The sequence below is a fragment of the Acidocella sp. MX-AZ02 genome, from assembly GCF_000306035.1.
GTDB lineage: Bacteria > Pseudomonadota > Alphaproteobacteria > Acetobacterales > Acetobacteraceae > Acidocella > Acidocella facilis.
Window position 1 is genome coordinate 1,471,123 of record NZ_JH976207.1, and the last position, 15,717, is coordinate 1,486,839.

Consider the following 15,717-nt stretch of genomic DNA (forward strand, 5'->3'; position numbering starts at 1 on the left):
CACTTCTTTCTTGGGGTGTTTTTGAAAAAACACCCCAAACCCCCAAAAACTTTTATAACTTTAGGCTGACGCCTTAGGCGCCGGCCTGGGTCACGAATTTGGTGACCAGATAAGGCTCCAGCCCCTCGGCGCCGCCTTCGGAGCCATAGCCGGAATCCTTCACGCCACCGAACGGGGTTTCCGGCATGGCCAGGCCGTTATGGTTGATCGTCACCATGCCGGCTTCGATATCCGCGCCCAAAGCCGCCGCCTGACGGGTATTGCGGGTGAAGGCATAGGAGGCCAGGCCATAGTCCAGACGGTTCGCCTCGGCCACCACCTCGTCATAAGTGGCGAAGGGCATGAACGCCGCCAGCGGGCCGAACGGCTCCTCATTCATCACCTTGGCCTCCAGCGTGACATCGGTCAGCACCGTCGGCTCGAAGAAATAGCCCTTGTTGCCGGCGCGCTTGCCGCCAGTGCGCACCTTCGCGCCCTTGGAGACGGCGTCGGCGATGATGCTCTCCATCGCGCTCACACGGCGGTCATTGGCGAGCGGGCCCATCGTGGTGCCTTCATCCAGGCCGTTGCCGAGCTTGATCGCCTGCACCTTGCCGATGAACTTCTCCAGGAACGGCTCATAGGCACCCTGCTGGATCAGGAAGCGGGTCGGCGCCACGCAGACCTGGCCGGCATTGCGGAACTTGGCGGCGGCCAGCACCGTCGCGGCCTGGTCGAGATCCGCATCGTCGAACACGATCGCCGGGGCATGGCCGCCCAGCTCCATGGTCACGCGCTTCATATGCTTGCCGGCCAGAGCCGCCAGATGCTTGCCAACCGGGGTGGAGCCGGTGAAGGAGATTTTCCTCACGGTCGGGTGCGGGATCAGATGTTCGGAGATCTCCGCCGGCACGCCAAAGATGATCTGCACCACGCCGGTCGGCACGCCGGCATCCACATAGGCGCGCACCAGCTCGGCACAGCTGGCCGGGGTTTCCTCCGGGCCTTTCAGGATGAAGGCGCAGCCCGCCGCCAGCGCCGCGGAAATTTTGCGCACCGCCTGGCTGACCGGGAAATTCCACGGGGTGAAGCCGGCAACCACGCCCACCGGCTCACGCACGGAAAGCTGGTACACGCCCGGGGTGCGGGCGGGAATGACACGGCCATAGGCGCGGCGGCCTTCCTCGGCGAACCAGTCGATCACATCCGCCGAAACCGTCAGCTCGGTCTTGGCTTCCGCCAGCGGCTTGCCCTGCTCCTGGGTCATCAGCTTGGCGATTTCAGGCGTGCGCTCGCGCAGAATATCCGCCGTCTTGCGCAGAATTTTGCCGCGCTCGAACGCCGACATCTTGCGCCACACGGCAAAGCCCTTGGCCGCCCAGTCCAGCGCCTCGTCCAGATCCGCCTTGCTGGCATGGGCCAGCTTGCCGATCACCTCTTCGGTCGCCGGGTTCAGAATCTCGAGGGTCTTGTTGCCCTCCGCCGCGCGCCATTTGCCGCCAATATGCAGCAATACGTCCTGATACATTCTTGCTCCTCCGGAGTTGTAAACAAACCCGGACCGCATATGGCGGCCCGGGGCTTGGATGTCATCGCTGGATTTTGAAAACCTGCCTCCCGGCGCGGTTTTCCTGGTTCAAAGATCTGCTGAAAATAATCAAAAGTTTTTTGGGGCCGCCCTTTTTTTCAAAAAAGGGGCGGAAAGACGTGGGGAGTTTTTGAAAAAACTCCCCACACCCCCAAAAACTTTTGCCAGTTTTTTCAGGGCATTATCTTCATTCCGCCTCTCAGTTTTCCTTCACCAGCTTGCGCATGATGTCGGTCATCTCATTGATCTGCTCGGCCGTGGCGGCAAAGGGCGGCGCCAGCACCAGGCTGTCACCGGCCGAGCGCAGCACCAGCCCCTGCTCGAAGGCCTTGCAGAGAATCTTGAAGCCGCGCTCGCCCGGCTTGCCCTGCGGCGCCAGCTCGACCGCGCCGAGCAGCCCGTAACCGCGCGTATCCACCACCCCCTCCATGCCCTTGAAGCTGCCGATCTGCTCCAGGAAGGCCGGGGCCAGGGATTTCACCCGGTCGAACGTGCCTTCCTCGCGATAGATCTTCAGCGTCGCCAGGCCGGCGGCGCAGGCGGCGGGATGGGCGGAATAGGTATAGCCGTGGAACAGCTCGATGCTGTTTTCCGGCGACGAATCGAAGATCGCCTGCTGCACCTCATCCTTCACCGCCACCGCCGCCATCGGGATGGAGCCGTTGGTCAGCGCCTTGGCCATGGTGATGATGTCCGGGGTGACGCCGAAGGTCTGCGAGGCAAAAGCCTCGCCGGTGCGCCCGAAGCCGGTGATCACCTCATCGAAGATCAGCAGGATGCCATGCTTGGTGCACAGCTCGCGCAGGCGTTTCAGGTAGCCCTTCGGCGGCACCAGAATGCCGGTGGAGCCGGCGATCGGCTCGACGATGCAGGCGGCGATGGTATCCGCCCCGTGCAGATTGACGAACCGCTCCAGATCGTCGGCGAGGTCGGCGCCATGCGTGCCCTCGCCCATCTCGAACATGTTTTCCTGAATACGGGTGTGGCGCAGATGCGAAACGCCGGGCAGACCGGTGCCGAAGGCCTTGCGGTTGGCGACCATGCCGCCGACCGACATGCCGCCCAGATTCACGCCATGATAGCCGCGCTCGCGGCCGATGAAGCGCACACGCTGCGCCTCGCCCCGCGCACGGTGATAGGCCAGCGCCATTTTCAGCGCGGTATCCGCGGCCTCGGAGCCGGAGCCGGCGAAGAAGACGCGGTTGATGCCATCGGGGAGCAGTTGCGCCACCTCGGTGGCGAGGCGGAAGGCGGTCGGCACGCCATATTGGAAGGGTGGCGCGTAATCCAGCTCCTCCATCTGCTTGGCCACCGCCTCGCGAATCTCGCGCCGCCCATGGCCGAGCGGGATGCAATAGAGGCCCGAGGAGCCATCCAGCAGTTTTTCCCCACGCGTATTATAATAATAAACACCCTCGGCCCGGGCGATGAGGCGCGGCTGCTCCTGGAACTGCCGGTTCGCGGTGAAGGGCATCCAGTGATGGATAAGGGGGACGTTGCTTGGGCGGGTCGCGGCGCTCATTGCCAATCACTCCGGTAGATTTGCGGTCAGTTTACAATTTTAAACAGTCTTGCAAAGCGTTTTCTTCCGCCCCGGGGACCGCCAGGCATGAGAAAAAGACGCGGCGGCCATGCATTTGTAAGTTGTCGGCTTTGTTGCTGTGGTACAGATTAACAACGCACGGTTTTGTTACTTTTTTTACGTTGCACGCAGACTTAGAAAGCCAGAAACGAGGCTATATCTATTTGGAAAATCTTATTTCTGCGACAGACGCGTGGCAATGATCGATAGTTTAGCTGGCAGCCGCGCCGTGGCCACCCCAAAGGACGTGTCGCGGCTGATCGAGGCGGGGCATGTCTTGATCGTCGCCGGGGAGGAGGCAACCCTGTCCCAGCTGCCGGCGGGGCGATGGATCGGCGGGACGACCGCCTGGTTCCTGTTGCCGGACGGGGTGGGGCCCGCGCAGGGGCGGCTGATTTATACCGATCTCACCGGCATCGCCCGGCATGCCGCCTTGTTCGCCTTCGACGAGACGGAGCTGCCGCATCTCAGCACCTTCTATCCGCCGCATGGCTTCGCGGTGCTGCTGCTGCCCGGGCGCAGCGCCCTGCTGGAGCGCGTCGCCACCAGCATGCTGGATTGGGACGGCTTATATAACGCGCCGCTGACCGGCTGGGTGAGCGGCGTGGCATTGGAGGCGCTGGGGCAAAGCACACCGAAGATCTTCTGCGGCAATGGCACCCCGCATGATGACCGCGCGGCGCTGCTCTATGTCACCTTGCCGAACGAGCTTTATCCGGAGCTGAGCGTGATCAACCCGTTCGGCGTCGGCGCTGGCCCGGGCATCGTGTTTCCGGATCGCGGCTATGCCAGCGCCGGGCTGTGCCGGATCGGCGGCGAGACGATGCGGCTGCGCGCGTTTCTCGACCAGGCCGTGGCCGATCCGGGGTTGCCGCTGATCGCCGACCGGGATGGCGCCCTCGTCAATAACACCATTCTCAACCCCGGCGCGGCGCAGGAGGCGGTCGAGTTTCTCTGCCCGCTCGATCCCGGCCTGATGTACCGCTTCGCCGAGCCCTTGCCGGCCTATGAGGCCGCCTTTGCCCGCGCCGCGCGCGATCTCGATCTGGCCGGTGCCGTGCTGTCCGCCTTATGTATCGGCAGCCTGCGGCATCTGACCGCCGAGATGCGCCGCCACCTGCCGGCGGTCGCGCCGGTGACGTTCGGGCAGATCGGCTACACGGTTTTGACTCAGACACTGACCTGCCTGAATATCCACCGCCTCGATGAACCGGCGGCGCAATCCAAATGACAGACGAGACAGCCTATAAGATTTTGACCGCGCCGCAATTCGCGGCCTTGCAGGCGGGCCGCTTCGAGGGCGCACCGGTGGATGTGGCGGATGGCTATATCCATCTCTCCACGGCGGCGCAGCTGGATGAGACGCTGGCCAAGCATTTTGCCGGGCAGGATGGGCTGGTGATCGCCGCCGTGCCGCTGGCACCGCTGGGCGAAGCGCTGCGCTGGGAGGTTTCACGCGGCGGCGCGCTGTTTCCGCATTTCTATGGCCGGCTGGAGATGCGCCATGTCAGCGCCTCCACGGCGCTGAGCCGGGATGCGCAAGGACGGGCTTTGTTGCCTTGAAGCGTGGGGGCTTTTTGGAAAAAGCCCCCACGCTTCAGGCCGGGCGCTTCATGTCGAAGCGGCTGTCCGGGCGGATTTCCGCGTAGGCGGAGGGGCCGCCGGCGCGCAGGATGATACCGGCATTGAAAGTGTCGAAGACGCCGTCCTTCAGCAGGCTCTGGTCGATATGCACGGCGACGACCTCGCCCAGCACCAGATAGGCGCCGCTGGGCACGCCATCAGCGCTTTTCAGCGTGACGATCTCGGAGAGTTTGCATTCGAAATTCACCATGGCGGCGGCGACCATCGGCGGCGCCACCAGTTTCGCCGGGGCTTTTTCCAGCTTCGCCAGAGTGAACTCATCGGTGCCGTAGGGCACAGCGGCGCAGCTTTCATTCATCTGCTCGGCCAGGGCACGGTTGGCGAGGTTCCAGACGAACTCGCCGGTTTCCTCGATATTGCGCAGGCTGTCCTTGCGGGTGGTGCTGGAGAAGCCGATGATCGGCGGGGTGTAGCAGAAAGCGTTGAAGAAGCTGTAGGGCGCGAGATTGACGCTGCCATCCGCACCCTTGGTGGAGACCCAGCCGATGGGGCGCGGCCCGATGATGGCATTGAACGGATCATGCGCCAGCCCATGGCCGGCCTTCGGTTCATAAAAATGCTTCACACGCCTCTCCCTTAAAAAACCAAAAGTTTTTGGTTGCAGCTTTTTTCTAAAAAGCTGCGAAAAACGCCCGGGCGATGGCAACCACGCTGCCAACACCCCGAACGTAAGTGGGGCGTTTTTTACCCCTCCGGCGCCGCCGAAATAATCACCTGCGCGTAGGCATAAGGATATTCATCCGTCAGCGACACGAAGATGCTGGGCTTCATCCCCGGCGGGGTCAGCGCCCGCAGCCGCGCCAGCGCGTCGCCATGCAGCTCCATCGTCGGCTGGCCGGAGGGCAGATTGACCACCCGCAGATCCGACATGAACACGCCGCGCGAAAACCCGGTGCCGAGCGCCTTGGCGCAGGCCTCCTTGGCGGCGAAGCGCTTGGCGTAGCTGGGGGCGCGGAAATGCGCCCGGCGTTCGCTACGCTTACGCTCCAGCTCAGAGAACACCCGTTGCGTGAAGCGCTCGCCATGCTTTTCCAGCACCTGCTCGATGCGGCGGATATCGCAGATATCCGAGCCCAGACCGATGATCATCAGTTGCGCGCCCGCTCCACCTGGGCGATGCCGGCGGCCGCCCGCAGCCCCGCCACCACCTGGTTGAGATGGCGGGTGTCGCGCACCTCGATATCCACCAGCGCCTCGAAGAAATCCTGCTGGCGATGCACGATTTTCAGATTGGAGATGGCCCCCTCCTGCTTCGCCACGGCGTTGGTGAGCGAGGCCAGCGCGCCGGGGCTGTTGCTGGCGATCACACTCACCCGGCCGGTGAAGTTGCGCGCCCGCGCCTCCATCCGGCTCAGCGCCTCCTCGTTCCAGTCGACATCGATGAAACGCTCAGGTGTGGCGTTGAATTGTTCGAGCTGCGCGCAATCCTTGGCATGGATGGTGATCGGCTTGCCGGTGGTGACGATGCCGACGATCTTGTCGCCCGGCAGCGGGTGGCAGCAGCCGGCATAATGTACATCCATTCCGGCGACGAGCCCGGTGATCGGGCTGCCGGCATCGCCGCGACTGGTGGTGCGCGGCGAACGGGCGGAAAGCGCGCCGCCCATGAAGGCCGGCATCATGCGCGGGGCGCGCACTTCCTTCAGCTCCGGATAGGCGGCGTGGACCACATCCTTCGGCCCGATCAGCCCCGTCGCCACCGCCACATAGAGATCATCGACGCTCGCCTGTTTCAACGTCTTCGCAACCGGCTCCAGCACTTTTTCGGAGCCGTCGACGCCGTCCTGGCGGAAGGCCTTCATCAGCAGGGATTTGCCGGAATCCCGATGCTGGTCGCGCATCTGCTGGGCGAGGAAGCGGCGGATGCGCGCGCGCGCCTTGCCGGTGGTGACGAAGCGCTCCCAGGCCGGGCTCGGCGTGCCGCCGCGCGCGGTGAGGATTTCCACCTGATCGCCATTCTGCAGCTCATAGCGCAGCGGCATCAGCTTGCCGTTGATGCGCGCGCCGACACAGCTATCGCCGATCTGGCTGTGCACCGCGTAGGCGAAATCGACCGAGGTGGCGCCGCGCGGCAGCTGGATCAGCTGGCCCTTCGGCGTGAAGCAGAACACCTGGTCCTGATAGAGCTCAAGCTTGGTGTTTTCGAGAAACTCATCCGGTGCGGCGGAGTTTTCGAGAATTTCCAGCAGGTCCTTGACCCAGCCGAACTGCTTGACGTCGGCGGCCGAGGCGTCGCTCTGTTTATAGAGCCAGTGCGCGGCGACACCGGCTTCCGCCACCGCCTGCATGTCCGGGGTGCGGATCTGGATTTCGATTTTCTGGTTGCGCGGCTGGCGCAGCGTCACCCCGGTATGCAGCGACTGGTAGCCATTGCTCTTCGGCGTGGAGATGTAATCCTTGAACCGCCCGGCGATCACCGGGTAGGCGGCATGGATAGCGCCGAGCGCCACATAGCATTCCGCGCGCGAAGGCACGATGATGCGAAACGCCATGATGTCCGAGAGCTGCTCGAAGCTGACATTCTGCCGCTTCATTTTCTGCCAGATGGAGAAAGGCGATTTCTCACGCCCGGAGAGTTCCACCACGCTCACCCCGGCCTCCTTGCAGACGCGGGTCAGCTCCTGGCGGACCTCCTCGATGACATCCGCCCCCTGCCCGCGCAGATAATTCAGGCGGGTCTGGATGGTGTCGTAGGCTTCCGGTTCGATCTCGGCGAAAGAGCGGTTCTGCAGCTCGGTCTTCACCGCCTCCATGCCGATGCGCTCGGCCAGGGGGGCGTAGATATCCATCGTCTCGCGGGCGATGCGCACACGCCGGTGTGCGGCAGAGACCGCGCCCAGCGTGCGCATATTATGCAGCCGGTCCGCGAGCTTGACGATGAGAACCCGGATATCCTTGCTCATCGCCAGCACCAGCTTGCGGAAATTCTCCGCCTGCTTGGTCCGGTCCGATTGCAGCTCCAGCCTTGTCAGCTTGGTGACGCCGTCCACCAAGGCGGCGATTTCCGCGCCGAAGCGCTTCTGCAGCTCCGCCAGCGTGATGCTGGTATCCTCCACCGTATCATGCAGCAAGGCGGTGATGATGGAGGCGGCGTCCAGCTTGTAGCTGGCGAGAATGCCCGCCACCGCCAGCGGGTGGGTGACATAGGGCTCGCCATTATCGCGCTTCTGGTCGGCATGGGCCAGTTCGGCGACGCCGTAGGCCTCGTCGATCAGCGCCGGGTCGGCCTTGGAATCATAAGCGGCGATCCGCGACAGCAATCCCGCGAGTTCGGGATGAAAGCTGGGCGACGCGCCGCTGAGCCCCTCAGGGGCGCGGACCAGGCTCAAACGCCAGCAGCCTGTCCGCAGCATGGTGTCAGCGGCGCGAGGACTTGCCGCCGAGCTCCGCCTCGATCGCGGCCTGGATATCCTCGGCGGACATGATGTCCTCGCCCTCGGCAGCCATGGCGGCGGCCTCTTCCTCGGCGGAGACATCCTGCAGGCCGAAGATGTTCTGATCGGTCGGGATCAGATCCATCACCTCTTCATCCACCGGCTCCGGCTCGGGCACGCGCGAGAGGGATTTGATCAGATCCTGCTCCAGATGCGGCAGCTCCACCGTCTCATCGGCGATCTCGCGCAGCGCCACCACCGGATTCTTGTCATTGTCCCGGTCAATGGTCAGCTGCTCGCCGCGGCTGATATTGCGGGCACGCTGCGCCGCGAGCAGAACCAGCTCAAAGCGGTTCGGCACCTTCAAAACGCAGTCTTCGACAGTTACGCGGGCCATACGGGGTACGCTCCAAGGCAGAAAATGAAAGAGTGCCTTACCGCAGGCGCGGCAGGGAGGCAAGGTCAATCGGATTATACGGACGGCTCGGCATGCCAGGGTTCGATCTGCTGCGGGGGAAGCTCGGCCAGCAAGGTGGTGACGCTGCGCTTGAACACAGGATGCCGCCAGGAGGAGTTCACATCCAGCAGCGGGCGCAGCACGAAGGCGCGCAGATGCATCCTCGGATGCGGCAATATCGGGTCCGGCGCGGTCCGGATCTGGCCAGCAATGTCAATGATATCAAGGTCCAAGGTGCGCGCCGCATTGGGCACCGAGCGCACCCGGCCGAATTGCGTCTCGATCTCCTGTAGCTGGCGCAGCAAAACCGCCGGGTCGGTCTCGCCGCTCATGCGGATCATGCCATTGCAATAATCCGGCTGGCTGGAAGCCGGAATCGCAGCGCTCCGATACCATGTCGATAAAGCCACGAACGACAAGCCGGGAAGTGCACGAACCGCCGCCGCCGCCGCCGTGCAGAGCTGCAAGGGCGAGCGCCCATCTTCGGCCGGAAGATTGGCGCCGATCGCGATCAGGATCATGGACTGACGAGGGTCAACGCGGCTAAACTCCCCAAATGGGCACTCGAATGGCGTGCTTTCCTAACATTTATACTATATTTGTGCACCCCCTATAACCCCGGCGAACGGGAAGGAATTTGATGTGAGATTTTCAGACCAGGAGCGGACGGCTTTATTCATCGATGGCGCCAATCTCTACGCGGCGACCCGTAGCCTCGGATTTGAGATCGACTACCGCAAATTGTTAGATTTCTTTGAAGGCAAGTCGAATTTGTTACGAGCCTATTATTACTCCGCCTTGCTTGAAACGGAAGAATATTCGCCCCTCAAACCTTTGACCGACTGGCTGGCCTATAATGGCTATGCGCTGGTGACCAAGCCGGCGAAGGAATTCACGGATGCGCTGGGCCGGCGGCGGATCAAGGGCAATATGGATATCGAGCTGGCGATCGACATGTTGGAGCTGGCGAGCTCGCTCGACCATGCGGTTTTGTTCTCCGGCGATTCGGATTTCCGCCGGCTGGTGGAGGCGGTGCAGCGCAAGGGCGTACGGGTGACGGTGGTCTCCTCCATCCGCACCAGTCCGCCAATGATCGCCGATGAGCTGCGCCGGCAGGCCGACCAGTTCATCGAATTGTCGGACATCGTGCAGCATTTCGCCCGCCGCCCGCAGGAGCCGCGCGCGCGGGGCGAGCGTGAGGACGAGCCGTGAGCGCGATGCAGCCGCATCTGCCGGGGCGCGACTGCCCGCTCTGCCCGCGTTTGGTCGCTTATCGGGAAGAGTATCGGGGGCTGCATCCGGACTGGTTCAACGCCCCGGTGCCGAGCTTTGGCCCGCTTGAGGCGCGGCTGCTGGTCGTCGGCCAGGCGCCGGGCGTGAATGGCGCCAACCGCACCGGCAGGCCTTTCACCGGCGATGTGGCGGGGCGGCTGCTCTACCCCGTGCTGGGCAAGTTCGGCTTCGCCAAGGGCGTGTTCCAGGAGCGACCGGATGACGGGATGAGCCTGGTGGATTGCCGGGTGACCAACGCGGTGCGCTGCGCCCCGCCCCAGCATAAGCTGGAAACCTCGGACAAAAACCATTGCCTGCCTTATCTCGCCGCCGAGATCGCGGCGATGCCGAAGCTGCGCGTGCTGCTGGCGATCGGCCAGAAGGCGCATGAATCGATCCTGCAAGGGCTGAAGCTGAAGCCGGGCGCCTATAAATTCCGCCATGGCGCGCAGCACGAGCTGCCCGGCGGGCTGGTGCTGGCGGACAGCTTCCACACCTCGCAATATAACGTGAATACCGGGCGCATCACCGAGGCGATGTTCGAGGAGATCGTCGCCGGCATCAGGGCTTTGCTGGGGCCGTAAAAATTAGGGCTGTCCCAGATCTTCATTCATCTGGCCATTATGTCGATCCCGAGTCTCTTCGCCTTTTGCCCGTGGCGTCAAGGGGTTTACTCGCCTTCGGCGACGCGCGGCGACGCCGCGCGCCCTTGACGCCACGGGCAAAAGGCGAAACCCTGCAATGATCGAAATAATGGTGATCCTTCAAGGCATTGAAGGTACAAGCCTGAAACTTATCTGGGACAGCCCACCAAACTTACCTATTTCTCAACAACCTGGCCTTGTCGCGCTGCCAGTCGCGCTCGGCGGCGGCGTGGCGCTTATCGGCCTTCTGCTTGCCCTCGGCGATGCCGATGGTCACTTTCGCCAGGCCGCGATCATTGAAGAACACGTCCAGCGGCACCAAAGTCTGGCGCTCGCGGGCGATGGCGTGGAAGAGCTGCTGGCGCTGATTGCGCTTGACCAGCAGCTTGCGCATCCCGCGCGTCTCGAAGCGCGACAGCACCCCGCCCTGATATTCAGGGATATACATGTTGAACAGATAAAGCTCGCCATCGCGCTCGCCGGCCCAGGCCTCGGTGAGCTGGGCGCGGCCGAGCCGCAGCGATTTCACCTCCACCCCGCGCAGCACGATCCCCGCCTCCAGCGTGGAGAGGATCTTGTAGTCATGCCGCGCCTTGCGGTTCTGCGCGGCGATGCCGTGCGAGATGAAGGGGTTCTTTTTCGCGTCCTTGCTCAAGCTCGTCTCAATTCAGCAGGCCAACATCCCGCATCGCCGCCTGCATGCGCTGCGCCGTAGCCTCAGAAACCGGGGCCAGCGGCAGGCGCACATGGTTGGCGCCATAGCCCAGCAGCGAGGCGGCATATTTCACCGGGCCGGGATTGCTCTCGGCGAACATCGCATCATGCAGCGGCACCAGCCGGTTCTGGATCTCCATCGCCGCCTTGAAATCGCCCTTGGCCCAGGCATCATGCATCTGCGCGCATAAACGCGGCGCCACATTGGCGGTCACCGAGATGCAGCCATGCCCGCCCGAGGCCATGAAGGCCAGGATGGTATGGTCCTCGCCGGAGAACTGCACGAAATCCGGGCCGCAGGCGCGCGCGGTGTGCAGCGGCCGGGTCAAATTGGCGGTGGCATCCTTCACCCCGACGATGTTCTTGATCTGCGCCAGCCGCGCCATCGTCTCCACCGACATGTCGATCACCGAACGGCCGGGGATGTTATAGATGAACACCGGCAGCGCCATCGACTCGGCGATGGCCTTGAAATGCTGGTACAGCCCTTCCTGGGTCGGCTTGTTGTAATAGGGGGTGACGACCAGGATCGCATCCGCCCCGGCCTGCTCGGCATGGCGGGCCAGGCCGATCGCCTCGGCGGTGGAATTGGACCCCGCGCCGGCCATCACCGGCACCCGGCCCTTGGCGGTTTTCACCGCCAGCTCGACCACGCGTTTATGCTCATCATGGCTCAGCGTCGGGGATTCGCCGGTGGTGCCGACGGGCACGATGCCGTCAGTGCCCTCGGCGATCTGCCACTCGATGAGGCGCATATAGGCCTCTTCGTCGATGCGCCCATCCTCGTGCATCGGAGTCACGAGGGCGGTGAATGAGCCGTGAAACATTGCTGGTCCTTGGAAGGCGTTTGGAGAAGGCGTTTTGTCCGTTCATTCACCTAATCGCCTCCGCGGGCCGGGGCAAGCGCGCTGCGGTAAGGTTTGGCCCGCGCTGCCAGCGCTGCTGGCGCGTCGTGCGGTCGCATTGGACCGCGAACGACGCGCCAGCTTTTTGTTTGAGCGCGCAACTTTATCCGCTCAAACGATACCGTTTGATCGGATGTTGCTCTAGAGAGGGCTCATGAAGTTTCTGGCCGTCTTGCCTCTGCTCCTGATGCCGGCCTGTGCGCTGGCGCAAACCGCCGCGAGCCCGCAGATCATGGAGGATGTCCATGCGGGCAATTTCTCCCAGGCGGACCAGCTGGCGGCCGCCACCGGCGACCCGCTGGTGGAAAAGCTGGTCACGTTCTTCCGCATGACCTCCTCGGGCGGCGCCAGCGCGGATGAGATCGCCGCCTTCATCAAGCAGAACCCGGACTGGCCCGAGCAAGGGCTGCTGGCGCTGCGCGAGCAACAGGCATCGGGGCTTTATCAGCCCGCCACGCCGGAGATGACACCGGATTTCATCACCCAGGTGGAGGCCTTGCACGCGGCCGGGCAGGACCAGCAGGCGGCTTCGCTCTGGCAGGCGCAGGGCAAGAGCGCCATGGCCGCCGCCGATGCCGGGCAGCAGCTGATGTTCTGGCCGGCGCAGAATAGCCTCGCCCGCGCTTTGCTGCAGGAGAACGACGCCAAGGACGCGTATCAGGTCGTCATCGCGGTCGATCCGCCGATTGCCGGCAGCACGGCGCGCGAGCAGATCGCCGACCGGGACTTCCTGGCCGGCTTCATCCTGCTGCGCTTCCTCAACCAGCCGCAGGAGGCCGCGACCTGGTTCCAGAACCTCGCCTCCTCCTCCACCGCTGTCATCACCCAGGCCCGGGCCTATTACTGGCTGGGTCGCAGCGAGAGCGGCGCGCAGGCGGCGCAGGATTACGCCCGTGCGGCGAATTACCCCACCACCTTCTACGGCCAGCTCGCCGCCCTGGCGCTGGGCGAGAGCCCGCAGCAGCTGGCGGCGCGGATCAAAGCCGTGCCGGAGCCGGGCTTTACCATGCAGGACGCGCTGGATTTCGGCCTGGGCGAGCTGCCCCGCGCCGGCGTGCTGCTGATGCAGATGGGCGATGCACATGACGCCGCCATCTTCCTCACCCGCGCCGGGCAGACGGCGGTGGATGACCGCAACCGCATGCTGGCGGCGCGGCTGGCGCTGGCGCTGGGCTTTCCGCAATCCTCCGTCGCCATCGCCCGGCTGGCGGGGATTTCCGGGCAGATGCTGGTGCGCGAGGGCTGGCCGATCCCCTATCAGCCGCCCGCCTCCGCCCTGCCGCCTGCCGTCTCGCTCGGCATCATGCGCCAGGAGAGCAGCTTCAACCCCAGCGTGGTCTCCGGCGCCGGTGCGGTGGGGCTGATGCAGCTGCTGCCCTCCACCGCCCGGCTCACCGGCCGGCGCTACGGCCTGCCCGCCGACAATCTGTTCGACCCCAGCCAGAATATGGCGCTGGGGGCGGCCTATCTGAGCCAGGAGGTGAATAATTTCGGCACCTGCCTGCCGCTGGCCATCGCCGCCTATAATGCTGGGCCGGGCAATGTCGCCCGCTGGCTGGGCGAAAATGGCGACCCGGAGCTGGGCAGCAACCCGGGTGGAGCGAATATGCTGGACTGGCTGGAGCTGATCCCCTTCAACGAGACCCGCAATTACGTGCAGCGCGTCTCCGAGAATATCACCATCTATGGCGCGCTGCTGAATGGCGAGGCGGTCTCGCCGGTGGCGAAATGGCTGACGCAGAAATGAACCTCTCCCGCTTCGTGGCCTCGGGCTTCGGGTCCGGCCTGGCGCCGAAGGCACCGGGCACGTTCGGTTCGCTGGTGGGCCTCGCCATTGGCTGCGCGCTGCTCCAGGCCGGGCATCTGGCTTTGCTGGCCGGGATTATCGTGGCCATCGGCCTCGGGCTGCTGGCGATCGGGCGGATGCCGGAAGCCGCCAGCGATCCGGGCTGGATCGTCATCGACGAGATCGCCGGGCTGATGATCCCGCTGCTGGCGCTCTATGAGGTGACCATCTGGGGCGCGCTGATCGCGTTCGGGCTGTTCCGGCTGTTCGATATCTGGAAGCCCGGCCCGGTCGCCTGGGCGGATCGGCGCAAGGACGAGTACGGCATCATGGGCGACGACATCATCGCCGGGCTGATGGCCTGGCTGGTGATGCTGGCGCTGCATCTGGTCTCACCGCTATGAGCGCGGCCGCCTTGGTGGAACTCTACCGCGCCAAAAAGCTGCGCCTGGCCACGGCCGAGAGCTGCACTGGCGGGCTGGTGGCGGGGGCGATCACCGCCGTTCCGGGCTCCTCCGCGGTGTTCACCCACGGCTTCGTCACCTACGCCAATGCGGCGAAAACCCAGATGCTGGGGGTGCCGGAGGCGATGCTGGCCGCCAATGGCGCGGTCTCCGCGCCGGTCGCCCGGGCCATGGCGGAAGGCGCGCGGCGGCTGGCGGAGGCCGATTATGCCGTCTCCGTCACCGGCATCGCCGGGCCGGATGGCGGCAGCATCGAAAAGCCCGTTGGCACGGTGTGGTTCGGCATTGCCGGACGCAATGGCAGCATGGCCCACCATCAGCGCTTCCATGGCGAGCGCGACGAAATCCGCGCCCAGGCGGTGGCCTTCGCCATCAGCCTGCTGGCGCAGGCGGGTACGATTCAGCCTGCTGACGCAGGCGGGGACAATTCAGCCTGCTGACGCAGGCGGGGGAGATGAAGAATGAGCAAAACGCTTAGCGCCTGGGACAAGGCGAAGCGCGAACAGCGCAAAATGACCATGGTCACCGCCTATGACGTCACCGCCGCCAGGCTGGCCGAGGCCGCCGGGGTGGATGCGGTGCTGGTAGGCGATTCGCTGGGCATGATGGTCGGCGGCGAGGCGGATACGCTGCGCGTGACCCTGGAGCAGATGCTCTACCACACCGAAATCGTCGCCCGTGCCGCAACCAACACGCTGGTGATGGCGGACCTGCCTTTCGGCAGCTTCGAGGAAAGCCCAGCCCAGGCCTTCGCCGCCTCGGCGCGGCTGCTGAAAGCCGGCGCGCAGATCGTCAAACTCGAAGGCGGCGCGCCGATGGTCGAGACCGTCGCCTTCCTCTCGCGCCGTGCCGTGCCGGTCTGCGCCCATATCGGCCTCACCCCGCAGCATGTCCGCCAGATGGGCGGCTTCAAACGCCAGGGCAAAACCCCCGAAGCCGCCGCCCAGCTGCTGGAAGACGCCCTCGCCCTGGAAGATGCCGGCGCACGCATGGTGCTGATGGAAGCCATCCCGGCCGAACTCGCCGCCGAAATCACCGCCAAACTGCGCGTCCCCACCATCGGCATCGGCGCCGGACCCGGCACGGACGGCCAGGTGCTCGTCTTCCACGACATACTCGGCCTCACCCCCGGACGCGCCCCCGCCTTCGCCAAACGCTACCTGGACGGCGCCCAGCTCATCACCACCGCCCTGGCCGAATATGTCCGGGAGGTCCGGGAGTCCCAGTTTCCGGCTTGAGGGGGGGGCCGGGTGCTCCCAGGGGGCTCTGCCCCCTGACCCCCCGCCAAGGGCCGAGAGGCCCTTGGAA

At 64.6% G+C, this 15,717-nt stretch carries 17 protein-coding genes; 8 read left to right on the top strand and 9 right to left on the bottom strand.

Annotated features, from left to right (window positions below; all coding sequences use genetic code 11):
• Positions 1-73 precede the first annotated feature (73 nt).
• Positions 74-1,507, bottom strand: coding sequence for an NAD-dependent succinate-semialdehyde dehydrogenase (locus MXAZACID_RS07255; RefSeq protein WP_008493566.1), 1,434 nt, complete (start codon positions 1,505-1,507; stop codon positions 74-76).
• A 259-nt stretch (positions 1,508-1,766) separates the two neighbouring features.
• Positions 1,767-3,089, bottom strand: coding sequence for an aspartate aminotransferase family protein (locus MXAZACID_RS07260; protein ID WP_039884777.1), 1,323 nt, complete (start codon positions 3,087-3,089; stop codon positions 1,767-1,769).
• Positions 3,090-3,348: 259 nt separating this feature from the next.
• Here MXAZACID_RS07260 and MXAZACID_RS07265 point away from each other — a divergent pair, with 259 nt between their 5' ends.
• Positions 3,349-4,380, top strand: a complete 1,032-nt coding sequence (locus tag MXAZACID_RS07265; protein WP_008493569.1) for a hypothetical protein — start codon at positions 3,349-3,351, stop codon at positions 4,378-4,380.
• Positions 4,377-4,712 (top strand): DUF952 domain-containing protein, encoded by a 336-nt coding sequence (locus tag MXAZACID_RS07270; RefSeq protein ID WP_008493570.1) that lies wholly within the window; start codon positions 4,377-4,379, stop codon positions 4,710-4,712. The genes MXAZACID_RS07265 and MXAZACID_RS07270 overlap by 4 nt, the downstream gene beginning before the upstream one ends.
• A 34-nt stretch (positions 4,713-4,746) precedes the next feature.
• Here the strand turns inward: MXAZACID_RS07270 and MXAZACID_RS07275 are convergent, their stop codons facing one another.
• From MXAZACID_RS07275 to folK, 5 genes are all read right to left on the bottom strand, one after another.
• Positions 4,747-5,358: a flavin reductase family protein gene (locus tag MXAZACID_RS07275; RefSeq protein ID WP_008493571.1), complete on the bottom strand. Its 612-nt coding sequence runs from the start codon at positions 5,356-5,358 to the stop codon at positions 4,747-4,749.
• A 119-nt stretch (positions 5,359-5,477) separates the two neighbouring features.
• Complete coding sequence (acpS, locus tag MXAZACID_RS07280; protein ID WP_008493572.1) at positions 5,478-5,882, bottom strand: holo-ACP synthase; 405 nt, start codon at positions 5,880-5,882, stop codon at positions 5,478-5,480.
• A complete protein-coding gene (locus MXAZACID_RS07285; protein ID WP_051060225.1) occupies positions 5,882-8,146 on the bottom strand; it encodes a bifunctional (p)ppGpp synthetase/guanosine-3',5'-bis(diphosphate) 3'-pyrophosphohydrolase in 2,265 nt (754 codons plus the stop codon). Before MXAZACID_RS07285 ends, acpS begins: the two co-directional genes overlap by 1 nt.
• A 4-nt stretch (positions 8,147-8,150) precedes the next feature.
• Positions 8,151-8,564, bottom strand: a complete 414-nt coding sequence (gene rpoZ / locus MXAZACID_RS07290) for a DNA-directed RNA polymerase subunit omega (RefSeq protein WP_026439432.1) — start codon at positions 8,562-8,564, stop codon at positions 8,151-8,153.
• Positions 8,565-8,638: 74 nt separating this feature from the next.
• A complete protein-coding gene (folK, locus tag MXAZACID_RS07295; protein WP_008493576.1) occupies positions 8,639-9,145 on the bottom strand; it encodes a 2-amino-4-hydroxy-6-hydroxymethyldihydropteridine diphosphokinase in 507 nt (168 codons plus the stop codon).
• A gap of 121 nt (positions 9,146-9,266) precedes the next feature.
• On the opposite strand from folK, the gene MXAZACID_RS07300 reads away from it, so the two are divergent.
• Positions 9,267-9,836, top strand: coding sequence for an NYN domain-containing protein (locus MXAZACID_RS07300; RefSeq protein WP_008493577.1), 570 nt, complete (start codon positions 9,267-9,269; stop codon positions 9,834-9,836).
• 5 nt (positions 9,837-9,841) lie between these two features.
• On the top strand, positions 9,842-10,480 hold the full coding sequence (locus MXAZACID_RS07305; RefSeq protein WP_008493578.1) for a uracil-DNA glycosylase: 639 nt from the start codon (positions 9,842-9,844) through the stop codon (positions 10,478-10,480).
• 232 nt (positions 10,481-10,712) lie between these two features.
• On the opposite strand, the gene smpB is transcribed toward MXAZACID_RS07305, so the two are convergent.
• Positions 10,713-11,195, bottom strand: coding sequence for an SsrA-binding protein SmpB (smpB, locus tag MXAZACID_RS07310; protein ID WP_008493579.1), 483 nt, complete (start codon positions 11,193-11,195; stop codon positions 10,713-10,715).
• A 7-nt stretch (positions 11,196-11,202) separates the two neighbouring features.
• Positions 11,203-12,081, bottom strand: a complete 879-nt coding sequence (dapA, locus tag MXAZACID_RS07315; RefSeq protein WP_008493580.1) for a 4-hydroxy-tetrahydrodipicolinate synthase — start codon at positions 12,079-12,081, stop codon at positions 11,203-11,205.
• Positions 12,082-12,313: 232 nt separating this feature from the next.
• Between dapA and MXAZACID_RS07320 the strand changes: the two genes are divergently transcribed.
• Genes MXAZACID_RS07320 through panB form a run of 4 tightly spaced genes read left to right on the top strand, consistent with a single transcriptional unit; the run spans position 12,314 to position 15,647 of the window.
• Positions 12,314-13,906 carry a lytic transglycosylase domain-containing protein gene (locus tag MXAZACID_RS07320; RefSeq protein ID WP_008493582.1) on the top strand — a complete coding sequence of 531 codons (1,593 nt, stop codon included), beginning with the start codon at positions 12,314-12,316 and terminating at the stop codon, positions 13,904-13,906.
• On the top strand, positions 13,888-14,349 hold the full coding sequence (locus tag MXAZACID_RS07325; RefSeq protein ID WP_051060227.1) for a phosphatidylglycerophosphatase A: 462 nt from the start codon (positions 13,888-13,890) through the stop codon (positions 14,347-14,349). The genes MXAZACID_RS07320 and MXAZACID_RS07325 overlap by 19 nt, the downstream gene beginning before the upstream one ends.
• On the top strand, positions 14,346-14,849 hold the full coding sequence (locus MXAZACID_RS07330) for a CinA family protein (protein WP_008493585.1): 504 nt from the start codon (positions 14,346-14,348) through the stop codon (positions 14,847-14,849). Before MXAZACID_RS07325 ends, MXAZACID_RS07330 begins: the two co-directional genes overlap by 4 nt.
• Positions 14,850-14,870: 21 nt before the next feature.
• Positions 14,871-15,647 carry a 3-methyl-2-oxobutanoate hydroxymethyltransferase gene (panB, locus tag MXAZACID_RS07335; RefSeq protein WP_008493586.1) on the top strand — a complete coding sequence of 259 codons (777 nt, stop codon included), beginning with the start codon at positions 14,871-14,873 and terminating at the stop codon, positions 15,645-15,647.
• The last annotated feature ends 70 nt before the right edge of the window (positions 15,648-15,717 follow it).